We start from the raw sequence: 21,453 nt of genomic DNA, 5'->3' as shown, positions 1-21,453 counted from the left end.
CGCGACGCGCTTTAACGCCGGCCATCGCCAGCGGCTTTACGCTTTGTTACGGCCGATGATGCAGGATTGCGAAAACGATCCAGGACATCGCGACGGCATGGCCATCCAGGGCACCGGTTGGAAACATGATCTCCTGCTCGCGCTCTGCGCGATGCTGGTCGTGTTTGCGATCAATGCGGTCTCCGGCTTCCCGACGATCGCGGACCTTGGCGCCGACAACGACAGCATGCTGAGGCTGGTCGAGGTTCGCGACCTCTTGGCGGGGCAGAGCTGGTTCGATCTTCACCAATACCGGATGGGCCTGACCGGCGGCTTCGTCATGCACTGGTCGCGGCTGGTCGACACGCCGATCGCGCTGATCATCCTTGCCTTCCAGGCGGTGGGCACCAGCACGGCAGCCGCTGAAAAAGCCGCGCAGATCATCTGGCCGCTCTCGCTTTATGGACTAACCATATTCGTCATCGTGCGTGCCTCGCGGCGTTTCGCCGGCGCGGACGTGGCGATGCCGTCGGTGGTGCTGGCGACTGCGGCGCTGTTCTTTCTCGGCATTTTCAACCCCGGCACGCTCGACCACCACAATGTCCAGCTCCTTTTGACGGCGGCCAGCCTTTACCTTTTGATGGAGGCTCCCTTCTGGCGGCCCGCGGCCCTCCTGTCCGGCCTGTGCGCTGGCCTCACCCTTGCCGTCGGCATGGAGACCGCGCCTTATGTGGCCACACTTGGCGCCTGTGCTGCCGTGCTCTTCATCCTTGACGAAAGGGAGCGCCAGACCGCGCACGGCTTCGGCATCGGATTTGCTGCAATGGCCTCGGTCGTCCTTGTCGCCACTATACCGCCATCGGCATGGGGCGTAACCCAGTGCGATGCCTTCTCGGCCTTCCAATTTGTCATAGCGGCGCTGTCGGGCTTCGGCGTGGCGGCGGTTGCGGGCCTGTCCAGACCGTCGACGGCTAGGAAGCGGTTTGTCTGGATGTCGGCTTTGGCATTGGCGGTCGCGGCCGTTGCGATCGTCTTCTTCCCGCAATGCCTGGCATCGCCCTATGCCGGCATGGACGAGCGCGTCCGCACCTATTGGCTGAACGACGTCGTCGAGGCGCAGCCCTTCCTCAGCGTCGCCGTCAATCAGCCGAAGCTGATGGCGGCGCGCTATGTGACGCCTTTCATCGCGATCCTCTTGATCGGCCTTCAGCTGCGCGGCCGCCGCCTGCGCCGCGAGGAAGTCCTTGCCGCTGCATTGCTGATCGTCGCTTTCGTCGTCAGCCTCTGGCAGGTGCGCGGCTCGACCTTCTCGGTCGCCTTCGCGGTGCTGCCTCTCTCGACCTGGATCGCCGGGATTCGCCTGCAGGCAAACGCCGCCCAGTCATGGCGCGTCTCCACCCGCATCGCGGCGGCATGGCTGGTGTCGCTCAACGCGACCTGGGCCGGCGTCGCGGTCGCGGCGCAGTCCGTGGTCCAGCGGGCGCCCACGGGCATCAATTCCGACGCGGATCATGCGCTGACCTGCGGTAAGGCCGAAGACTTCAGCGATCTTGCCGCCATGCCGGCGACGACGGTGCTTGCGTCTTCCAATCTCGGCTCCGCCATAGTGATGTTTACCGGCCACCGGGCATTGGCCGGCCCCTATCATCGCAATGTCGGCGGCAATCTCGCCATGCTTGACGCCTTCATGGGAACGCCGGACGCGGCCCGCGCCATCGTCCAGCGCGAACATGTCGGGCTGGTCGCCATATGCCGCGGCAATTCGGAAGAGCTGTCGCTCGCCGTCGAGGCTCCCACGGGCCTGGCCGCGCGGCTGCTGAAGCGAGACGTCCCAGACTGGCTGGAATTGGACGGCACGACGGCGAACAAGCCGGTCGAGATTTACAAAGTCCGCTGAGGATCAATTCCAGGAAAACTGTGTAACGGTTTTTGCGTCCGCCTCAAAAAGAAGCTGAGCGCTGGTCAGTCCTGATGCAGGATGAATTCCAGATAAGCTACGCCGAAATCTCTATTGCCTCGACCGGAGCTCGCTGGTCCGCAATCGCCGCCCCGCGAAAAGATCATCCGGCGCGCCGCAAGCCGCCGCGGCGCATGTCGCGCGCGCTCTCCTCGTCGAACAGCGAGGCCAACTGCTCGGTCATGGCGCCAGCCAATTCCTCGGCATCGACGATGGTGACCGCGCGGCGATAGTAGCGGGTGACGTCATGCCCGATGCCGATGGCCAAAAGCTCGACCGGCGAGCGCGTCTCGATGAGATCGATCACCGCACGCAGGTGCCGCTCCAGATAGTTGCCGGGATTGACGGACAAGGTGGAATCGTCGACCGGCGCGCCGTCCGAGATCATCATCAGGATCTTGCGTTGCTCCGGCCGGCCGATCAGCCGATTGTGCGCCCACAGCAGCGCCTCGCCGTCGATGTTCTCCTTGAGCAGGCCCTCGCGCATCATCAGGCCGAGATTGCGGCGCGCGCGCCGCCACGGATGGTCGGCGGACTTGTAGATGATGTGGCGCAGATCGTTGAGCCGACCGGGATTCGGCGGCTTGCCGTCCTTCAGCCATTTCTCGCGTGCCTGCCCGCCCTTCCAGGCGCGGGTGGTGAAGCCGAGGATTTCCACCGAAACGCCGCAGCGCTCCAGCGTGCGCGCCAGAATGTCGGCGCAGGTCGCGGCCACCGTGATCGGCCGACCGCGCATCGAGCCCGAATTGTCGAGCACCAGCGACACCACCGTGTCGCGGAACTTGGTGTCGCGCTCCTGTTTGAAGGAGAGCGGCTGCATCGGGTCGATGACGACACGGACCAGCCGCGCCGGATCGAGATAGCCCTCCTCCAGGTCGAAATCCCAGGAGCGGTTCTGCTGCGCCATCAGGCGGCGCTGCAGCCGGTTGGCCAAGCGGCCGACGACGCCCGAGAGATTGGCAAGCTGCTTGTCGAGGAAGGCGCGCAGCCGGTCGAGCTCCTCTTCCTCGCACAGGTCCTCGGCGCCGACCGTCTCATCGAAAGCGGTGGTGAAGACCTTGTAGTCGATCTCCTTCGGCAGGTTGAGGAACGGATTGTCGTTGCGGCGTGCCTCGCCAGGCGTCTCGGCGTCGGAATCGTCCTCGTCGGAGAGGTCGTCCGATGTGGCGTCGGTCGCTTCCGTCTCGGCGGACTCTTCCTCATCGGCCGAAGCTTCGGCGTCCTCCGACTGCGACTGCTCCGAGCCGGAATCGTCCTCGCCGCCTTCCTCGCTCTGCTGCTCGCCTTGCTGCTCGTTCTCTTCGTTGTCCTCGGAGTCCTCCGTCTCCTGGTCGTCGCCGAGCTCCTCGGCCATTTCCATGGAGACGAGCATGTCGCGCACGACGCGCGCGAAAGCCTGCTGGTCGTCGAGCTTGGACGACAGGCCGTCGAGATCGCCGCTAGCCTTTTCCTCGACCCAGGGGCGCCACAGATCGACCAGCCGCTCTCCGCTCTTCGGCACTGGGCGGCCGGTGAGCTTCTCGCGCACCATCAGTGCCACCGCCTCCTCGAGCGGCGCGTCGGCCTTGTCCTTGACGTCGACGAGGTTCGCCCTTGCGTATTTGTCCTCGAGCATGGAGCCTATATTGTCGGCCACGCCCTGCATGGCGCGGCTGCCGATCGCCTCGACGCGCGCCTGCTCGACGGCGTCGAAGATCGCCCGGGCTAGCTTGCCTTCCGGCGCCAGCTTGCTGTGGATGCGTTGGTCATGGCAGGCGCGCTTCAACGCCATGGAATCGCCGATGCCGCGGGTGACCGCGATGTCGTTGCGCGAAGCCTTTTTCGGCAGTTCGGGCAGGCGGGCGCGATTCCCGGCCAGCGCCGGCCGATCCTTGGCGAAGCTTACCTCGAGGTCCTTGTCGCCGGCGACAGCGCGCATGCAGACGGTGACGGCGCGCTTGAAGCTGTCCGCTTCAGACCCGTTCTTCGGCTTGTTGCGCGTGTTGTCGCCCGGACCCGCCATCGATCATTCCCTGCGCGGTTTGGTCCGAAAGGCCAGGCCTTCCGGCACGCGCCTACCCCAGCACCACGTTGGCGGCGCTCTCCGGCAGATCCTCGCCGAAGGCGCGCTGGTAGAATTCGGCGACCACCGAACGCTCCAGCTCGTCGCACTTGTTGAGGAAGGTCAGCCGGAACGCCATGCCGATGTCACCGAAGATCTCGGCATTCTCGGCCCAGGTGATGACGGTACGCGGGCTCATCACCGTCGACAGGTCGCCGTTGATGAAGGCCGAGCGCGTCATGTCGGCGACGCGCACCATCTTGTTGACGATCTCCTTGCCTTTGCTGTCGCGATAGTGCTTGGCCTTGGCCAGCACGATGCTCACCTCGTTGTCATGCGGCAGGTAGTTGAGCGTCGTGACGATCGACCAGCGGTCCATCTGCGCCTGGTTGATCTGCTGCGTGCCGTGATAGAGGCCGGTGGTGTCGCCGAGGCCGACCGTGTTGGCGGTGGCGAACAGCCGGAAGGCCGGATGCGGGCGGATGACCCGGCTCTGGTCCAGCAGCGTCAGCCGGCCCGACGATTCCAGCACGCGCTGGATGACGAACATCACGTCCGGGCGGCCGGCGTCGTATTCGTCGAAGCAGAGCGCCACATTGTGCTGATAGGCCCAGGGCAGGATGCCGTCGCGGAACTCGGTGATCTGCAGGCCTTCCTTGACGACGATGGCGTCCTTGCCGACGAGGTCGATACGGCTGACGTGGCTGTCGAGGTTGACGCGCACGCAGGGCCAGTTGAGCCGCGCGGCGACCTGCTCGATATGGGTCGACTTGCCGGTGCCGTGATAGCCGGACACCATGACGCGGCGGTTGTACGCGAAGCCGGCGAGGATCGCCAATGTCGTCGCCTTGTCGAACAGATAGTCCGGGTCGATGTCGGGCACATGCTCGGTCGAGACCGAATAGGCGGGAACCACCATCTTGGAATCGAAGCCGAATTTCTCCTTCACCGACACCGTCGTGTCCGGCAGGTTGGCGATGTCGCGATCGACCTTGTTCATCACTATCAACGTCTCCACGGGCGAAACGCCGCGTTTCGCCGGCAATCGATTTTGTCCGGGGGCGGTCTTAGAGCCTTTTCCAACCTTATGAAAGTTGGAAAACGACACGGACCGTAGGGCCGCTCAGCACAATCCTGCTTGCTTGAGCACGCGATAGGCCTGCAGCACATCGCGGAACCGGTCTTCCGAACCTCTGTCGCCGCCATTCGCATCCGGATGGTGGCGCTTTACGAGTTCCTTATAGCGCGCCTTGATATCCTTGCCAGTCGCCTTTGTATCAAGGCCAAGCGTTTCCAGCGCCTTGGCCTCAAGCGGCTTTGCCTTGCGCTCGCGCACCTCCCGCGGGCCGCCGCCGAACAGGTTGAAGGGGTCGCGCATGCGATTGTAGTAGCCGGCGCGCCCTGAACGGAGCTGCGCGAAATCGGGCGCCGAACGCATTCCGCCGCCATTGGCGCCCATGCGCCAGGTCGGCCGGTGGCCGGTCAGCGCCTCCTTCTGGAAGCGGGCGATCTCGCTGTCCGACACGCCCGAGAAGTAATTGAAGCTCTTGTTGTATTCACGCACGTGATCGAAGCAGAAGCGGAAATACTCGCCCTCCTTCAGGCGTCCGACCGGCGCGCGATGCGTGCCGGCCTCGCTGCAGCCGTCCCACTGGCAGATCGGGGCGCGCGACTTCAGCTCCGCGTCCTTTTCCGGCCGGATACGGATTTTCTCGAAATATTTGGGATACGGTTTCATCTCACCCATTTATGGGCTGTTCGCTAGTGCGAAACAAGAATTGACATTTCGCCGATGATCGCCCTAACCGCTGAATCGCGGCTTAAAAGCGGTCGAAAATGCAGATTTTGCGGCAGTGCCGCAGATGTGGTGAAGGGAACCCCCGATGTCCATACAGTCGACGATGGAAAACAAGCTGAAGGCGGCATTTTCGCCGGAGAGGCTCTCCGTCATCAACGAAAGTCACCTTCACGCCGGCCATCATCACGTCGAGTCGGGTCACGAGGCCGTCTTCGACGGCACCGGCGAGACGCATTTCCGTGTCCGCATCGTCTCCCCGGAATTTGCCGGCATGAGCCGCATCGACCGCCACCGCGCCGTCAACCAGCTGCTTGCCGACGAACTGAAGGCCGGCGTGCACGCGCTGGCGATCGAGCCGGCCGCGCCCGGCGAGAAGACCCCCTGGTAGCAGCGAACCTTGTCATCGACGCTTCGGGACAGGCGCAGCAAGCTGCGCCGGCCGTTCGATCGTAAAGTACAGCACGATCGACTGGGCAACTGAAAGCACGCAGGGCGGCACCGCCCAGTCAGCACCAGGCTGTTCTTAGGCTCGGCGGCTTCGCCGTAGCCTCCGTCTGGAATTGCTTCAAAAACAAAGGGATAGAGCGGTTCAGCGTTTCCGCGAAACGATGAATCGCCCCAGATCACCGCTTCCCCAGGCGCGGCAGCGCGCTGTCGAGCACCGCCTCGAAGCGTTCGCGTGTGTCGGCGCAGCCGCTTCCACCGAACTTGACGTGATCCAGTTTCGCCGGCGATCAGGCGACCGTTGCCTTCAGGAAGGCCATAACCGCTGCAGTCAGCGCATCGCCGTCCTCACCGACGCGGCGGTTGATCGCCATATGCGAATAGGCGCTGCCGTCGAACAGCGTGACCTTGGTGCCCCCTGCCCGCAGCCGGTCCGCGAGATCATGGGCCATGGCCGCGCGGATCGACGCGTTCGAATAGGCGATGAACACGGGCGGATGCTTGCCCTTGCCGATATAGGTTGCTGGCGACAACGCACGCCATTGGCTCGGATCCGAAAACGCCTGCGCGTAGATCGGCCGCAGCTTGCCGCCCTGCGCCTTGGCCAGGGCCTCGATGTCATAGGCTTCGGTGTCATCGAGCACCAGCCCGGCAACGCCGGGCAAGCCGCCGCGAAACCCCGTCAGTGCCGCGAGATGGCAACCGGCCGAGTGGCCCATCACCACGATGCGGTCGGGATCGCCGCCATATTTGGCGATGTTGGCCCGCACATAGCCGTAGGCCTTCTCGACGTCGCTTGCCTGGGTCGCGACATCGGCCGTGGGCAGCATGCGGTAGTCGATCGAGACGAACAGGAAGCCGTCGGCGAGCAGGAAGCCCGGCTTGGCATTGACATTGGAGCGGTTGCCGATCCGCCAGGCGCCGCCATGGATGAAGAATACGACTGGATTGCCCTTGGCATCCTCCCGCGCGTAGACATCGAGCTTGGCCGGTCCATAGTCGAGCGTCCGTGGCGCCGGCTGGCGCAAGCGCCAGGCTGCCGACGCAGCCATCGGCATGAGCGCGGCAACGGACGCAAGGACAAAGTGGCGCCGATCGATCATCATCATCTCCTGACTGCCCCTCTGCCCCGACCGCCTCGGCCCCACCCAGACAAGGCCAGAGTGCATGCAAGCTCGGCGAGCGTCCAGTTAAGGATTGTTCATCGGCCGCATGGCCGGCTCGTCAGCGGTGGGCCGGCACCCCTTTCGCACCATCAAATGCGCCGGCGCGCAACCCGGCCGCCCGAGCACGACCATGGAACATTTCCCCGGTCCGGCAGTTTGATTGCCGGGCGGATTGCTAGTCAGACCGGAGAGCCGATGCCCTCGGCCGGCGCTTCCGAACGGTGACCACCAATGATGAAGACGTATCGAGTTCCAGCCGCGCACAGCAACGGGCGCCGAGGCGGCTTGCGGCTTCTGCGGCTGCTTGCGGCAATTGCGCTCGCGGCCTTCCTTTCGGCTCCGGCGACCGCGCATCAGTCGCCCAAGGGCTGGCAATACGACAGCTCATGTTGCTCGGGAATGGACTGCTACCAGGCACCCACGTCCGATGTTAAGGAAACGAAGTATGGATACCAGCTCTCTACCGGAGAGCTCATCCCCTACTCCGACAGCCGGATCAAGCGCTCGCGCGACGAGTTCTTTCACGAATGCAAGCCAGGCGGCGACGCGAAGTCGCAGCATTCGTTCTGCCTCTATGTTCCCGATCACGACATGTAAGTTCAAGACCGATCAAGATCCTCCTTGAAGCTCTGGGTGGGCATGCCGTTTGCATCGGTGCTTTGCCAAAACCTCGGGTGCCCGATCGAACCTCCGCATCGTTGGCTCCGGCAGCCGTCAGGCGGTCGATGCGGCAGCAGTCAGCATCGCACCGCTGGCGATCCATAACCAGTTTTCCCCAGGCGCCGCGCGGCGACAATGCACCGCAGCGTCGACGCGTCCGTTATGGGTTGGCAAATGGGTCGACCGAGCGCACACTGATCTTGGCTGTTGATTCGGGTGGGCGATTTTAGTCTGCATCGGGACGCGCAACGCGGCGCTTCTTTCCGGCCACGCGGCGCGGTTCCTCAAACCTCAGTGATCGCAGCTGGCTTATTGCGTTTGTCGGGAACAAACGGCGCTTTCCGACAGTTGAAGGAACGATGAGCCGATTGGCAGCCTATCGGCTCCGAGGCAAAACATCATGCGCGAGAACCAATCAGACGTCTTCGATCTGTTTTCGGAGATTTACGCCAACGCGGCCCAGGAAGAGATCAGCCTCCAACAGTATCTGCTTGGATGCCGAGAGGACAAATCCATGTATGCCTCGGCACCTGAGCGTATGGTCGAGGCTATCGGCGAGCCGAACCTGATCGACACCAGCAAGGACGAGCGACTCGGCCGCATCTTCTCGAACCGCACCGTCAAGATTTACCCCTCCTTCTCAGACTTCTACGGAATGGAGGATACGATCGAGCGCATCGCCGGATATTTCCGCTATGCCTCGCAGGGTCTCGAGGAGCGCAAGCAGATCCTCTACCTCCTCGGCCCGGTCGGCGGCGGCAAATCCTCGCTCGCCGAACGGCTGAAGAAGCTGATGGAGCAGCGTCCTATCTATACGCTGAAGGTCGGCAACCAGATCAGCCCGATTTTCGAATCGCCGCTCGGCCTTTTCCATCCCGACCGGATGGGCGATTTGCTGGAAGATAAATACGGGATAGCCCGCCGTCGCTTGTACGGCCTTATCTCGCCTTGGGCGGCCAAGCGCCTCGACGAGCTTTCCGGCGACATTTCCAAATTCAGCGTGGTCAAGCTGTCGCCGTCGCGTCTGCGTCAGATCGCCATCGCCAAGACAGAGCCTGGCGATGAGAACAATCAGGATGTTTCCGCCCTGGTCGGCAAGGTCGACATCAGGCAATTGGAACACTTCAGCCAGTCCGATCCGGATGCCTATTCCTACAGCGGCGGCTTGAACCGGACCACACAGGGCCTGCTCGAATTCGTCGAAATGTTCAAGGCGCCGATCAAGGTCCTGCACCCGTTGCTGACGGCAACCCAGGAAGGCAGCTACAACGGCACCGAGAATTTCGGCTCCTTCCCCTATCAGGGCATCGTCGTAGCGCACTCCAACGAATCGGAATGGCAGCAATTCAAGAACAACAAGAACAACGAGGCCTTCCTCGACCGTATCCTGGTGGTCAAGGTGCCGTATTGCCTCCGCATCACCGAGGAAAGGCACATCTACGAGAAGCTGCTGCGCGAGAGCGAGTTGGCGAACAGTCCCTGCGCGCCCGAGGTGCTGGACATTCTCAGCCGCTTCACCGTCTCGACCCGCCTTGCCGAGCACGAGAATTCGCCGCTCTACACCAAGATGCGCGCCTATGATGGCGAGAACCTCAAGGAGATCGACCCGAAGGCGAAGTCGGTCCAGGAATATCGCGATGCCGCCGGTGTCGACGAAGGCATGACCGGGGTCAGCACGCGCTTCGCCTTCAAGATCCTGTCCCAGACTTTCAACTACGACACCAAGGAGGTTGCCGCCGATCCCGTGCACCTGATGTACATCCTCGAGGAGGCGATCAAGCGGGAGCAATTCCCGAAGGAAACGGAAGCCGCCTATCTCGAATTCATCAAGTCGGAACTGGCGACACGCTATGCCGAGTTCATCGGTCATGAGATCCAGAAGGCCTATCTGGAATCGTACAGCGAATACGGCCAGAACCTTTTCGACCGCTATATCGCCTACGCCGATGCCTGGATCGAGGATCAGGACTTCAAGGATCCCGATACAGGCCAGATCCTCAATCGCGAGGTCCTGGAAAAGGAATTGTCGCAGGTCGAGAAACCGGCCGGCATCGCCAATCCCAAGGACTTCCGCAACGAAGTGGTCAAATTCACCTTGCGCGCACGCGCGCGCAATCACGGCCGCAACCCGTCCTGGACGAGCTATGAAAAGCTTCGCGAAGTCATCGAGAAGCGCATGTTCGGCCAGGTCGAAGATCTGCTGCCGGTGATCAGCTTCGGTTCCAAGCAGGACAGCGTCACAGAGAAGCGGCACAACGAGTTCGTGCAGCGGATGGTGGAGCGCGGCTATACCCAGCGGCAGGTGCGCCGGCTGGTCGACTGGTACATGCGCGTGAACAAGGCGGGCTGAGCAAGCCCGAACGGTTCCATGCCGATCTTCATCGACCGCCGCCTCAACCCGAAGGACAAAAGCCTGGGCAATCGTCAGCGCTTCCTCAGGCGCGCCCGGGAGGAGCTCAAGCGCAGCATCCGCGATAAGGTTCGCACGGGCGGCATCGCCGAGATCGACCGCGAGCATGCCGTGCCGATGCCTCGGAAGGGCACCGGCGAACCAACCTTCAACAACGCCAAGGACAGCGGACAGCGCCAGCACGTCCTGCCCGGCAACAGGTCGTTCAGCCCCGGCGATCTGATCCCCAAGCCTGGCGGCGGGGGCGCTGGCTCTTCGGGTCCGGGGACCACGGAATCCGAGGACGACTTTCGCTTCATGCTGTCGCGCGAGGAAGTGCTCGACCTCTTCTTCGAGGACCTCGAACTGCCCGATCTGGTCAAGCTCAATCTCAAGCAGATACTTAGTTTCAAGCCAAGACGGGCAGGCTTCACGGCAAGCGGGGCGCCGACCAATATCAATGTCGGACGCACGATGCGAAACAGCCATGGGCGCCGCATCGCGCTCAGGCGTCCCAAGCAGGCGGAGCTGGACGCGATCGCCAAGCAGATTGCCGAGTTGGGATCGAAGCCGCCAAGCCCGGCGATACGAGAACGCCTCGCGGCTCTACGCAAGGAATTTGACTGGCTCGAACGCCGGCGCAAGCGAATTGCCTATGTCGACCCGGTCGATATCCGCTTCAATCGCTTCGATCCTCAGCCGGTGCCGAATGCCAGCGCGGTCATGTTCTGCCTGATGGACGTCTCGGGATCGATGGGAGAGCGCGAGAAGGATTTGGCCAAACGCTTCTTCGTGCTGCTGCATCTGTTCCTGACGCGGCGTTATGAGCGCACCGAGATCGTCTTCATTCGCCACACCCACGAGGCGAAGGAGGTGGACGAGCATACGTTCTTCTACCACACGCAAAGCGGTGGCACCGTGGTCTCCACGGCGCTCGAGGAAATGCACCGCATCATCGAGGAGCGCTACCCGGTCGCGGAATGGAATATCTACGCTGCCCAGGCTTCCGACGGCGATAACTTCGCCACCGACTCCGAGCGCTGCATAGAACTCCTCGACCGCAAGCTCATGCGCCTTTGCCAGTATTTCGCCTATGTGGAGATCATTGACGAACGGGAAAGCCACATTTTCGGCTCGACCGAGAACGGGACATCGCTCTGGCGCGCATACAACGCTGTCGACGGCAAATGGCCGAATTTCCAGATGCGGCGCATCGCTGCTCCGGCCGATATCTATCCGGTCTTTCGTGAGCTGTTCGCCAGGCAGCCCGACCTGCGCAAGAGCGCGTGAAGGCGGACAGCCGATGGTCAGTCAGGCGCGCAAATCCGAGCTGCTGTTTTCCGGGTCGGACTGGGATTTTGCCAAGTTGTCGCGCGTCTACGACGAGATCGAGGCGATCGGCAAGGAAGAGCTTCGCCTCGACATCTATCCGGTGCAGATGGAGGTCATTTCCTCCGAGCAGATGCTCGACGCCTATTCATCGGTCGGCATGCCGCTGATGTATCGACACTGGTCGTTCGGCAAACGCTTCCTCTATGACGAACTTCTCTACCGCAAGGGCGCACGCGGGCTGGCCTATGAATTGGTCATCAATTCCAATCCCTGCATCGTCTACCTGATGGAAGAGAACACCATGGCCCTGCAGGCTCTGGTGACCGCCCATGCCGCGCTTGGGCACAACCATTTCTTCAAGAACAACCATCTTTTCCGGCAATGGACGGACGCCGGGGGAATCCTGAGCTATCTCGATTTTGCCAAGGGCTACATAGCCCGATGCGAGGAACGGCATGGCCTGGCAGCGGTGGAGGCGATCCTCGATTCCGCCCATGCGCTGATGGAGCAGGGCGTCTTCCGCTACCATCGACCCCCGAAGCTGTCGTCGGAGCAGCAGCGCGAGGGGCTCCGCGAGCGCCTCGAATACGAGGAGCGGTCCTATAACGACTTGTGGCGCACGCTGCCGCCTTCGCATGAGGCCGACAAGATCGGAACGCGCGGCGACGGCGTGGCGGAGCGGAAGAAATCGCTCAACTTGCCGGAGGAGAACCTGCTCTATTTCCTCGAGAAGAACAGTCTCGTCCTAGAGCCCTGGCAGCGCGAGATCGTCAGGATCGTCCGCGTCATTGCGCAATATTTTTATCCGCAGCGCCAAACCCAGGTGATGAACGAAGGCTGCGCCACCTTCGTGCACTACACGATCATGAACACGCTTTTCGACCGTGGCCGCATCAGCGAAGGCGCCATGCTCGAGATCCTGCGCAACCATTCGAACGTGGTCTTCCAGCCGGCCTTCGACGACCCGCGCTTCTCCGGCATCAATCCCTATGCCCTCGGGCTCGACATGATGCAGGACATCCAGCGCATGTCGACCGAACCGACGGCGGAGGACCGCGACTGGTTTCCGGACATCGCCGGCCGTGGCGACTGGCGCGACACACTGCTCGATGCCTGGGCCAATCACCGTGACGAATCCTTCATCCGCCAATATCTGAGCCCGGCCCTGATCCGCAAATGGCGGCTCTTCGTGCTGGCCGACGGCGCCGACGAGCCGCACTACGAAGTCGCCTCGATCCATAATGAAAGCGGCTACAGCAAGATACGGTCCGCGCTGGCCCAAAGCTACGACGTGGGAGCGAGCCGGCCCGACGTCCAGGTGGTTGACGTGGACCTCTTGGGCGACCGGCATCTGCGGCTGCAGCACAATGTCAAGAACGGCATCCTGCTCGAAGACGAAAGCCGTGACGCGACCCTGCGCCATATCCGAACCCTGTGGGGCTACGACGTCAGCCTGGCGGCGATCGACACTGAAACGGGTGCGATGCTCAGCGAGCGCTCGACAAAGGATCTCTGATCTCGACCCCTACGGCAATTCCGGGAAAAGCGCGCAGCGGTTTTGGTAGAACGACATGCATCAATACAGAGACTTAAAGCGCGTCGCATGAATCCGTTTCAGCGCGACGCGCTTTAAAGCATGTCTCCCGAAAGTGGGACCGGTTTCGGGACAAAGACATGCGTAGAATCAAAAACCTAAAGCGAAGGGAGCGAATCTGAAAGATCGCGACGCGCTTTAGCCGTCGCCGGCGGGCCGAATCCTCAACCTTGCGATACGGTTTTTGTCGCGCTTCATCACGACGAAGCGCTTGCCGTGGAAGGTAAAGGCCTGCTTCTCCTCGGGGATGGTCTGCGTCTCGTGGATGACGAGGCCGGCGATCGTCGTAGCCTCCTCGTCCGGCAGGTCCCAGTCGAGCGCCCGGTTGAGATCGCGGATCGGCACCGTGCCGTCCACGACGACCGAGCCGTCGGCCTCCTGCTTGACGCCCTGCATGTCGACATCGTGCTCGTCGGCGATCTCGCCGACGATCTCCTCGATGATGTCCTCCAGCGTCACCAGCCCTTCCATCTCGCCATATTCGTCGACGACGATGGCGAAATGCGCCTTGCGGCGCAGGAAGGCGTTGAGCTGCTCCTGCAAGGTGGTGGTGTCGGGCACGAACCATGGCTTCGACGCGATTTTTGTCACGTCGATCTTGGAAAAGTCGTTGCCGACCTCGTTGAGCGCCCTCAGCAGATCCTTGGCGTGCAGCACGCCGACGATGTTGTCCAGCGAGCCTTTCCACAGCGGCATGCGTGTATGCGGGCTCTGCAAGATCTCGCGCACCACCATTTCCGGCGGATCGTCGGCGTTGACCGAGCGCATATTGGTGCGATGGACCATCACGTCCGACACTTCGAGCTCCTCGAGTTCGAAAAGCTCGCCCAGCCGGTTGCGGTCCTCGCGCGTCTGCCCGTTGCGGCGGGTATCGTCGCCGTTCTCGTCCGATTCATCGTCCTCGGGCGCCATCGGCTCGATCGGTTGCAGACGGTAGCCTAGCGCGGCGAGGAGGTGCGTGCGCAAAAGTAACGCCAGCAGGATGACGGCGGCAAGGACGGCTGCGGCGATCCAGCCGGCGTCGATCATCTGGAATGGCTCATCTTGAGCCGTTCGGGATGGCTCGCCTTCAGGAACGCCAGCACTTCCGAGGGCGGTACGTCCTTGGCGATGAAGGCCTGGCCGACGCCGCGCGTCAGGATGAAGGTGAGCGCGCCGCGCGAGACTTTCTTGTCCTGGGTGATAAAGCCGAGCAGCGCTTCGGCGTCCGGCAGATCGCCCGATATGTCGGCCATCCGCCAGGGCAGGCCGACGGCGCGAAGATGCGCTTCCACGCGCTCGGCATCGTCCGGGCTCGCCAGGTTGAGGCGCGCCGAGAAACGGTGCGCCAGCGCCATGCCGATGGCGACGCCCTCGCCATGGACGAGGCGGGTGCCGTCATAATTCGTGGCCGCTTCGAGCGCATGGCCGAATGTGTGTCCGAGGTTGAGCAGGGCGCGGTCGCCGGTCTCGAATTCGTCGCGCGCAACGACGTCGGCCTTGGCGCGGCAGGCCTCGGCGATGGCTTCCGTCCGCTCCTGGCCGCCAGCGAACACTTTTTGCCAGTTCTCCTCCAGCCAGGCAAAGAAGCCGGGCCGGTCGATCAACCCGTATTTGGCAAGCTCGGCATAGCCGGCGCGGAACTCACGGATCGGCAGCGTGTCGAGCACGCCGGTATCGGCCAGCACCAGCTTGGGCTGGTTGAAGACGCCGACCAGGTTCTTGCCGCGGGCGCTGTTGATGCCGGTCTTGCCGCCGACGGAAGAATCGACCTGCGCCAGCAGCGAGGTCGGCACCTGCACGAAGTTCATCCCGCGGCGCACGATGCCGGCGGCGAAGCCGGCAAGGTCGCCGATGACGCCGCCGCCGAGTGCTATCACCACGTCGCGTCGTTCGAGCTTGGCAGCAAGCACGCCGTCGACCACTTCTTCGAGATAGGCGAAACTCTTGGTCTTTTCGCCGGCCGGGAGCGTGATGACGGCTGCCTGGATGCCGCTTTTTTCCAGGCCGAACCTCAGCGTTTCGAGATGCGCGGCGGCGACATTCTCGTCGGTGATGATGGCCGCGCGCGTGCCGGGAAGACGGCCGGCAATTTCCGCTCCGGCGCCGGAGAGCAGGCCAGGCCCGATCAAAATGTCGTAGGCACGGTCGCCAAGTCCGACCTCGACCTTTACCGGTTCGGTCTGGCTCACTGTTCCACCTCGTCGCTGGTCGCGATCGCGGCGACACCGAGATAGGTGCAAACCGCACACACCACCTCGCCGGCGATGACTTCCTTGCGGTCGTCGCGGGTCGGAACCGTGATGTCGGCCGCGGCGTAGACCGGATAGCGCTCGTCCATCAGCTTCTCCAGCACGCCGCGCGGATCGGGATTCTTCAACAGCGGTCGGTTCTGCTTCTTCGAGACCCGCTCCATCAACAGATCGAGATCGGCCTTCAGCCAGACTGAGACGCCGTGAGCGGCGATCGCCTCTCGCGTCTGCGCGTTCATGAAGGCGCCGCCGCCGGTCGACAGCACCTGCGGTCCGTTTTCGAGCAGACGCAGGATCACTCGCTGCTCCAGCGCCCGGAACTCCGGCTCGCCATAGCGGTCGAACAGCTCCGGCACCGTCATGCGCGACACGCTTTCGATCTCCTGGTCGCTGTCGATGAAGGGCAGCGAAAGCATCGTTGCCACCTTGCGGCCGATCGCCGTCTTGCCGGCGCCCATCAGGCCGACAAAGACGATGGAACGGCTGCCGAGCCGCTCGAGCAGAGCGACACGGCCTTCGTCCGGCGGATTTGCTGGCAGCGCGTTCATGCGGAACCCTCTTTGCGCCGTATCGACATCAAAAGCCAGTTTGCGTCAAGCACGGCGCCGCGAGCGGACCGCATCGTACGCTTTTCACCGGGAACCTTTCTCGACCAAATCCTTCGTCCTTGAATTGGCCGGATTGGCGTCCCATAAGGGCACAGGGGTTGGAATCGCAGAACAAGAAGACGGGCGAAGACTTTAATGCCGACATTGTTTCGCTTTGTCGTGACGCTGGCGGTTCTTGCAGGCATTGCCTATGGCGTGATGTTCGCCCTGGCGGTGTTCGTGGAGCCGAAGCAGGCGGAAATGAGCGTGCGTATTCCCGCCGAGAAGCTCAATCCGAAGAAGAACTGATCCCGGCCAGATGAACAGCGCCGCCCGCATCGAAGCCTTTCTGGAGATGATGAGTGCCGAGCGGGGGGCGGCCGAGAACACGCTTTCCTCCTACCGCCGCGACCTCGAGGACGCCTCCGAAGCCATCGGCGGCGGGCTGGCGCGAGCGGGCGCGGCCGACATCCGTGCTTATCTCGACGACATCGCGGCGCGCGGCTTCGCTCCGACCTCGCAGGCGCGCAAACTGTCGGCGATCCGCCAGTTCTTCAAGTTCCTCTATGCGGAAGGCTTGCGCGGCGACGACCCGACCGGGACGCTGGACAGCCCGAGGAAGGGCCGGCCGCTGCCGAAGACCATGACCGAGGCCGAGACCGGCCGCCTGCTCGACCGCGCGGCGGAAGAGGCGGGCGTCACCGCGCCGGATGAGGACCGGCTGGCGGCGCTGCGCCTGCATGCCCTCGTCGAGGTGCTCTACGCCACTGGCTTGCGTGTTTCCGAGCTGGTCGGCCTGCCGGTGACGGTGGCGCAGCGCGACGACCGTTTCTTCATGGTACGCGGCAAGGGTGACAAGGAGCGCATGGTGCCGCTGTCGGCCAAGGCACGCGCCGCGATGCGGGCGTGGCTTGAAGTCAGGGCCGAGCGCCCGGCCTTTGCCGAGAGCTCCTATCTGTTTCCGGCTTCTTCCGAAAGCGGCCATCTCTCCCGGCAGGTCTTTGCCCGCGACCTCAAAGGTCTAGCGGCTCGGGCCGGCATCGCCTCGGCCAAGATCTCGCCGCATGTGCTTCGCCATGCCTTCGCCAGCCATCTGCTGCAGAACGGGGCCGATCTGAGAGCCGTCCAGCAACTGCTTGGCCACGCCGATATCTCCACCACGCAGATCTATACCCATGTGCTGGAGGAGCGGCTGGTGCGGCTGGTCAACGATCATCACCCGCTTGCCGACTAGGCCTCATATCGCTATGTGAGGGCGACGTTCCACCGCCCGGAGCCAGCATTTCCAGGGTTCCGCCAGCCATTGCCTTCCGACGGATCGGTCCGCCCAAGCATGTACAATTACCTCGATTTCGAAAAGCCGGTGCAGGATCTGGAACTCAAGATCCTCGAGCTGAAGAAGCTCGCCGAGAACGGCGAGGCGGTCGATGTCGCCGACGAGATCAGCCGACTGGAAAAGCGGTCGCGCGATGCGTTGCGCGACCTCTACAAGGCGCTCACCCCCTGGCAGAAGGTGCAGGTGGCGCGCCATCCCGACAGGCCGCACTGCGTCGACTACATCAAGGGCCTGTTCAGCGATTTCACGCCTTTGGCCGGCGACCGCAATTTCGGCGACGACCAGGCGATCGTCGGCGGCTTCGCCCGCTTCCGCGGCGAGCCGGTGGCGGTGATCGGCCAGGAGAAGGGCTCGGATACGGCGAGCCGCATCAAGCACAATTTCGGCTCGGTGCGGCCGGAAGGCTACCGCAAGGCGGTGCGCCTTATGGAGCTTGCCGACCGTTTCAAGATCCCGCTTCTGACGCTGGTGGACACCGCCGGCGCCTATCCCGGCGTCGGCGCCGAGGAGCGAGGCCAAGCCGAGGCCATCGCGCGCTCCACTTCCGCCTGCCTGGCGCTCAGGGTGCCGTCGATCTCGGTCGTCATCGGCGAGGGCGGCTCGGGCGGCGCCATCGCCATCGCCACCGCCAACCGCGTCTATATGCTGGAGCATGCCATCTATTCGGTGATTTCGCCGGAGGGCGCCGCCTCGATCCTGTGGCGCGACACCACCCGCTCCAAGGACGCGGCGACGAGCATGAAGATCACCGCCCAGGATCTTCTCGAGATGAAGATCATCGACGCTATCGTTCCCGAGCCGATGGGCGGCGCCCAGCGGGCACCGGAAAAGGTGATCACCGCCACCGGCGACCTCATCGCCAAGACGATGAAGGACTTTGCCGGCGCCAACATCGATTTCCGCGAACAGCGCCGCGAGAAATATCTGGCGATGGGCCGCAGCCTTTAGTGCATGTCGCCCAAAAATGCGCAGCGGTTTTGGGAGAACGACATGCATCAAGACAACAACTTAAAGCGCGTCGCCTGAATCCGTTTCAACGCGGCGCGCCTTAATCGGGTTGCCCGCGGTAAACTGTGGCGGCAATGAACAATTTCGCCACAAAAATGCCGCTGGATTCGGCTCAATGAAAATCGCCGTGAGGGGTTTGTCGAAGCTTGCGGTAAGGAATTTTCAAGGTTAACGGGCTTACGGTCCATTGGTGTTCAGCCTGCGGGGCCGGCCAAGTCGAAGCCGTTGACCCGAGAGAAAAGACATAGCCGTATCGATGTTTGCCAAGCTTGCCCGCACCGGAGTCCTGATCGCCGCGATAGGCGTCGCCGGCTGCAATGATTCGTCGATGAAGGATTTCGCGCCGGAGGCCAACAAGCCGCTGCCGGACAAGATTCTGGCCGACATGAAGGCCAAAGGCATGGTGCGCACCTCCTCGGTGATGGCGCGCATCTTCAAGGAAGAGGGCAAGCTGGAGATCTGGAAGGCCAAGACCAACGGCCGCTACGATCTCGTCGCCACCTACGACATCTGCAAATGGTCGGGCAAGCTCGGCCCCAAATACACCGAGGGCGACCGCCAGGCGCCGGAAGGCTTCTACACGGTGCGTCCGTCGCAGATGAATCCGCGCTCGAACTATCATCTGTCCTTCAATATCGGCTTCCCCAACGCCTATGACCGCGCCAACGGCCGCACCGGCGCCAATCTGATGGTGCATGGCGCCTGTTCGTCTTCCGGCTGCTATTCGATGACCGACGCGCAAATCGAGCAGATCTATGCCTTCGGCCGTGACGCCTTCCAGGGCGGCCAGACCGAGTTCCAGATCCAGGCCTTCCCGTTCCGCATGACCGCCGCCAACATGGCGCGCTATCGCAACGACCCGAACTACGAGTTCTGGAAGATGCTGAAGGTCGGCTATGACAATTTCGAGATCACCAAGGTGCCGCCCAAGGTCGACGTCTGCGAGAAGCGCTACGTCTTCAACCAGGTGGCGCCCGAAGGCACGACCTTCGACCCGACCGGCCCCTGCCCGGCAACGACGCAGCCCGACTCGCTGAAGACGGCCTATGCCAACTATGAGAAGAGCTACGACGCGGCCTTCAGTTCGGCAGTGAAGTCGAGCTCGGTGGCGCCCAAGCCGACCATTGCCGGCATCAAGGAAGCCAGCCTCGTTTCCGATTGGTCGAAGCGCCGCGCACGTGGCGAGCGGGTGCCGATCGAACCGCCGTCGATGAATGCCGACGGCTCGGTGACCGAGACGGTGCGCATGGGCCGCATCGATTCGCCGCTCGGCCGCAAGATGGCGGCGCTCGACGCCGAGAAAGAGGCCAAGCGCAAGGCCGAGGAACAGCGCCTGGCGGCGATCGAGGCGGCCAAGGCCGCCAAGGAGCAAGCCAAGGCGCAGGCTCTGGCCGAGAAGGAAGCCGCCAAGCAGGCAGCCCAGCAGCAGGTGGCCACGGCGGGCGTCGAGGCGGCGCCGACCCAGCCGGCTGAGACACAGGCGGCAAGCGCCGATGAGGGCACGGTCTCGAAGCTGAAGAAGAAGCTGCTCGGCATGTTCGGCGGCTGAGAGCTTTCGCCTTGCCCAGGCCCGTCATTTACGATCTCAAGGGATTGAACTGCCCATTGCCGGTGCTGAAGGCGCGCAAGCGCCTTGCCGCGATGCGGCCCGGCAGCCGGCTGTGGCTCGAAACCACCGACCCGCTGGCCGTGATCGACATTCCGGCCTTCTGTGCCGATGCCGGCCATCGGCTGATCGAGACGGCCGCGGTCGCCGGCGGCCATCGCTTCCTGGTCGAGCGCGGCGGCGCGGCCTGAACCTGCCTGCTTCTTTTGTCTACAGCCCGGCGATCGCCAGCGGATTGGCTTCGAGCGCCGCCCGGTCGGGCGTGTCGATAGACGGCTTGTTGGTGAAGGCGGAAAACAGCCGCTGGATATAGTCTTCCGGCATATCGAGCGTGATCAGCACCAGTCGGGTACCGCGCTGGCCATCCGGCCATGTCGGCAGCCTTGCCGGCGGATGCAGGATCTTCTGCACGCCATGAATCACCAAGGGCCGTGACGGATCTTCCGCGAGCTCGATGACGCCCTTCATGCGCAGCAGCTTGTCGCCGTGCGTCGAGCGTAAGAGATCGAGGAACATCTCGATCGCCGAGAACGGCACCGGTCCGTCGTGGATGAGCGCGTGGGAGCGCACGCGGCTGTCATGGCGGTGGTCGTGGTGATGATGATGATCGTGGTCCTCATCATCGTGGTGATGATGATCGTGATCGTGCGTGGCCTCTTCGCCGAGCCAGCGCCGCACGTCGGCACTCTTGGTTTCGGGATTGTAGAGGCCGCAATTGAACAGTGACCCGGCACCCGTAGCAGGATCGTTGACGTCGAGCAGCACCGCGCCCGGATTGATCTGCCTGAGCCTCGCCCGCAACGCCTCGACATCGTTCGCATCGGCAAGGTCGGTCTTGGTGAGCACGATGCGGTCGGCGACCGCCGCCTGCTTCACCGCCTCGACATGGCCATCGAGCGCAGCCTCGCCGTTGACGGCATCGACCAGCGTGACGACGCCGTCGAGCCGGAAAGCCTCCACCAGCGCCGGATGCGCCATGACCGACTGCAGCACCGGCGCGGGGTCGGCAAGTCCGGTGGTTTCGATCACGACGCGGGCAAGCCTGGCGATACGGCCGGTCTGCAGCCGGTCGACGAGATCGGCCAGCGTATCGACGAGGTCGCCGCGCACGGTGCAGCAGAGGCAGCCGTCGGAAAGCTGGATGATGCCGTCGGAGGCCTGCTCGACCAGCAGGTGGTCGATCGCCACCTCGCCGAACTCGTTGATGATGACCGCCGTGTCGGCAAGCTGCGGATGCTTGAGCAGCCGGTTGAGCAGCGTCGTCTTGCCGGCGCCGAGAAAGCCGGTGAGCACCGAGACGGGAATGGGAAAGCCGCTCATCCGCC

At 63.2% G+C, this 21,453-nt stretch carries 19 protein-coding genes; 11 read left to right on the top strand and 8 right to left on the bottom strand.

Annotated features, from left to right (window positions below; translation table 11 throughout):
• Window positions 1–97 precede the first annotated feature (97 nt).
• The gene (locus tag P9236_RS05655) at window positions 98–1,876 is read left to right on the top strand and encodes a GtrA family protein (RefSeq protein ID WP_278073631.1); all 1,779 of its coding nucleotides are present in this window, start codon (window positions 98–100) and stop codon (window positions 1,874–1,876) included.
• Window positions 1,877–2,039: 163 nt separating this feature from the next.
• Here P9236_RS05655 and cobT read toward each other — a convergent pair whose 3' ends face one another.
• From cobT to P9236_RS05640, 3 genes are all read right to left on the bottom strand, one after another.
• Window positions 2,040–3,938, bottom strand: coding sequence for a cobaltochelatase subunit CobT (gene cobT / locus P9236_RS05650; RefSeq protein WP_278073630.1), 1,899 nt, complete (start codon window positions 3,936–3,938; stop codon window positions 2,040–2,042).
• A 52-nt stretch (window positions 3,939–3,990) separates the two neighbouring features.
• Window positions 3,991–4,977 (bottom strand): cobaltochelatase subunit CobS, encoded by a 987-nt coding sequence (cobS, locus tag P9236_RS05645; RefSeq protein WP_278073629.1) that lies wholly within the window; start codon window positions 4,975–4,977, stop codon window positions 3,991–3,993.
• A gap of 123 nt (window positions 4,978–5,100) precedes the next feature.
• On the bottom strand, window positions 5,101–5,724 hold the full coding sequence (locus P9236_RS05640) for a J domain-containing protein (RefSeq protein WP_278073628.1): 624 nt from the start codon (window positions 5,722–5,724) through the stop codon (window positions 5,101–5,103).
• A 136-nt stretch (window positions 5,725–5,860) separates the two neighbouring features.
• On the opposite strand from P9236_RS05640, the gene P9236_RS05635 reads away from it, so the two are divergent.
• Window positions 5,861–6,163 (top strand): BolA family protein, encoded by a 303-nt coding sequence (locus P9236_RS05635; protein WP_278073627.1) that lies wholly within the window; start codon window positions 5,861–5,863, stop codon window positions 6,161–6,163.
• Between the two features lie 346 nt (window positions 6,164–6,509).
• On the opposite strand, the gene P9236_RS05630 is transcribed toward P9236_RS05635, so the two are convergent.
• Complete coding sequence (locus tag P9236_RS05630) at window positions 6,510–7,322, bottom strand: alpha/beta hydrolase (RefSeq protein ID WP_278073626.1); 813 nt, start codon at window positions 7,320–7,322, stop codon at window positions 6,510–6,512.
• A gap of 294 nt (window positions 7,323–7,616) precedes the next feature.
• On the opposite strand from P9236_RS05630, the gene P9236_RS05625 reads away from it, so the two are divergent.
• The 4 genes from P9236_RS05625 (at window position 7,617) to P9236_RS05610 (ending at window position 13,282) form a co-directional block, all read left to right on the top strand.
• A complete protein-coding gene (locus tag P9236_RS05625; protein WP_278073625.1) occupies window positions 7,617–7,982 on the top strand; it encodes a hypothetical protein in 366 nt (121 codons plus the stop codon).
• Between the two features lie 463 nt (window positions 7,983–8,445).
• Window positions 8,446–10,395, top strand: a complete 1,950-nt coding sequence (locus P9236_RS05620) for a PrkA family serine protein kinase (protein WP_278073624.1) — start codon at window positions 8,446–8,448, stop codon at window positions 10,393–10,395.
• Window positions 10,396–10,413: 18 nt separating this feature from the next.
• Complete coding sequence (locus tag P9236_RS05615; RefSeq protein ID WP_278073623.1) at window positions 10,414–11,724, top strand: YeaH/YhbH family protein; 1,311 nt, start codon at window positions 10,414–10,416, stop codon at window positions 11,722–11,724.
• 13 nt (window positions 11,725–11,737) lie between these two features.
• Window positions 11,738–13,282 (top strand): SpoVR family protein, encoded by a 1,545-nt coding sequence (locus tag P9236_RS05610; RefSeq protein ID WP_278073622.1) that lies wholly within the window; start codon window positions 11,738–11,740, stop codon window positions 13,280–13,282.
• Window positions 13,283–13,498: 216 nt separating this feature from the next.
• Here P9236_RS05610 and P9236_RS05605 read toward each other — a convergent pair whose 3' ends face one another.
• The 3 genes from P9236_RS05605 to P9236_RS05595 are packed head-to-tail and all read right to left on the bottom strand — an operon-like array spanning window position 13,499 to window position 16,139.
• Entirely contained in the window at window positions 13,499–14,389 is an 891-nt protein-coding gene (locus P9236_RS05605) for a transporter associated domain-containing protein (RefSeq protein ID WP_278073621.1), read from the bottom strand.
• Window positions 14,386–15,531: a 3-dehydroquinate synthase gene (gene aroB / locus P9236_RS05600; protein WP_278073620.1), complete on the bottom strand. Its 1,146-nt coding sequence runs from the start codon at window positions 15,529–15,531 to the stop codon at window positions 14,386–14,388. Before aroB ends, P9236_RS05605 begins: the two co-directional genes overlap by 4 nt.
• Window positions 15,528–16,139: a shikimate kinase gene (locus P9236_RS05595; RefSeq protein ID WP_278073619.1), complete on the bottom strand. Its 612-nt coding sequence runs from the start codon at window positions 16,137–16,139 to the stop codon at window positions 15,528–15,530. The genes aroB and P9236_RS05595 overlap by 4 nt, the downstream gene beginning before the upstream one ends.
• A 195-nt stretch (window positions 16,140–16,334) precedes the next feature.
• Here P9236_RS05595 and P9236_RS05590 point away from each other — a divergent pair, with 195 nt between their 5' ends.
• From P9236_RS05590 to P9236_RS05570, 5 genes are all read left to right on the top strand, one after another.
• Window positions 16,335–16,487, top strand: a complete 153-nt coding sequence (locus tag P9236_RS05590; RefSeq protein WP_278073618.1) for a histidine kinase — start codon at window positions 16,335–16,337, stop codon at window positions 16,485–16,487.
• A 10-nt stretch (window positions 16,488–16,497) separates the two neighbouring features.
• Window positions 16,498–17,412, top strand: a complete 915-nt coding sequence (locus P9236_RS05585) for a site-specific tyrosine recombinase XerD (protein ID WP_278073617.1) — start codon at window positions 16,498–16,500, stop codon at window positions 17,410–17,412.
• A 99-nt stretch (window positions 17,413–17,511) separates the two neighbouring features.
• Window positions 17,512–18,462 carry an acetyl-CoA carboxylase carboxyltransferase subunit alpha gene (locus P9236_RS05580; protein ID WP_278073616.1) on the top strand — a complete coding sequence of 317 codons (951 nt, stop codon included), beginning with the start codon at window positions 17,512–17,514 and terminating at the stop codon, window positions 18,460–18,462.
• 316 nt (window positions 18,463–18,778) lie between these two features.
• Window positions 18,779–20,071, top strand: a complete 1,293-nt coding sequence (locus P9236_RS05575; RefSeq protein WP_278073615.1) for a murein L,D-transpeptidase family protein — start codon at window positions 18,779–18,781, stop codon at window positions 20,069–20,071.
• Window positions 20,072–20,082: 11 nt separating this feature from the next.
• On the top strand, window positions 20,083–20,319 hold the full coding sequence (locus P9236_RS05570; RefSeq protein ID WP_278073614.1) for a sulfurtransferase TusA family protein: 237 nt from the start codon (window positions 20,083–20,085) through the stop codon (window positions 20,317–20,319).
• Between the two features lie 19 nt (window positions 20,320–20,338).
• Here the strand turns inward: P9236_RS05570 and P9236_RS05565 are convergent, their stop codons facing one another.
• Window positions 20,339–21,448, bottom strand: a complete 1,110-nt coding sequence (locus tag P9236_RS05565; RefSeq protein ID WP_278073613.1) for a GTP-binding protein — start codon at window positions 21,446–21,448, stop codon at window positions 20,339–20,341.
• Between the last annotated feature and the right edge of the window lie 5 nt (window positions 21,449–21,453).

Source organism: Mesorhizobium sp. WSM4884 (assembly GCF_029625675.1).
Classification (GTDB): Bacteria; Pseudomonadota; Alphaproteobacteria; order Rhizobiales; family Rhizobiaceae; genus Mesorhizobium.
The sequence above is the reverse complement of the archived record's forward strand: the minus strand, read 5'-3'. Positions and strand labels throughout refer to the sequence as shown.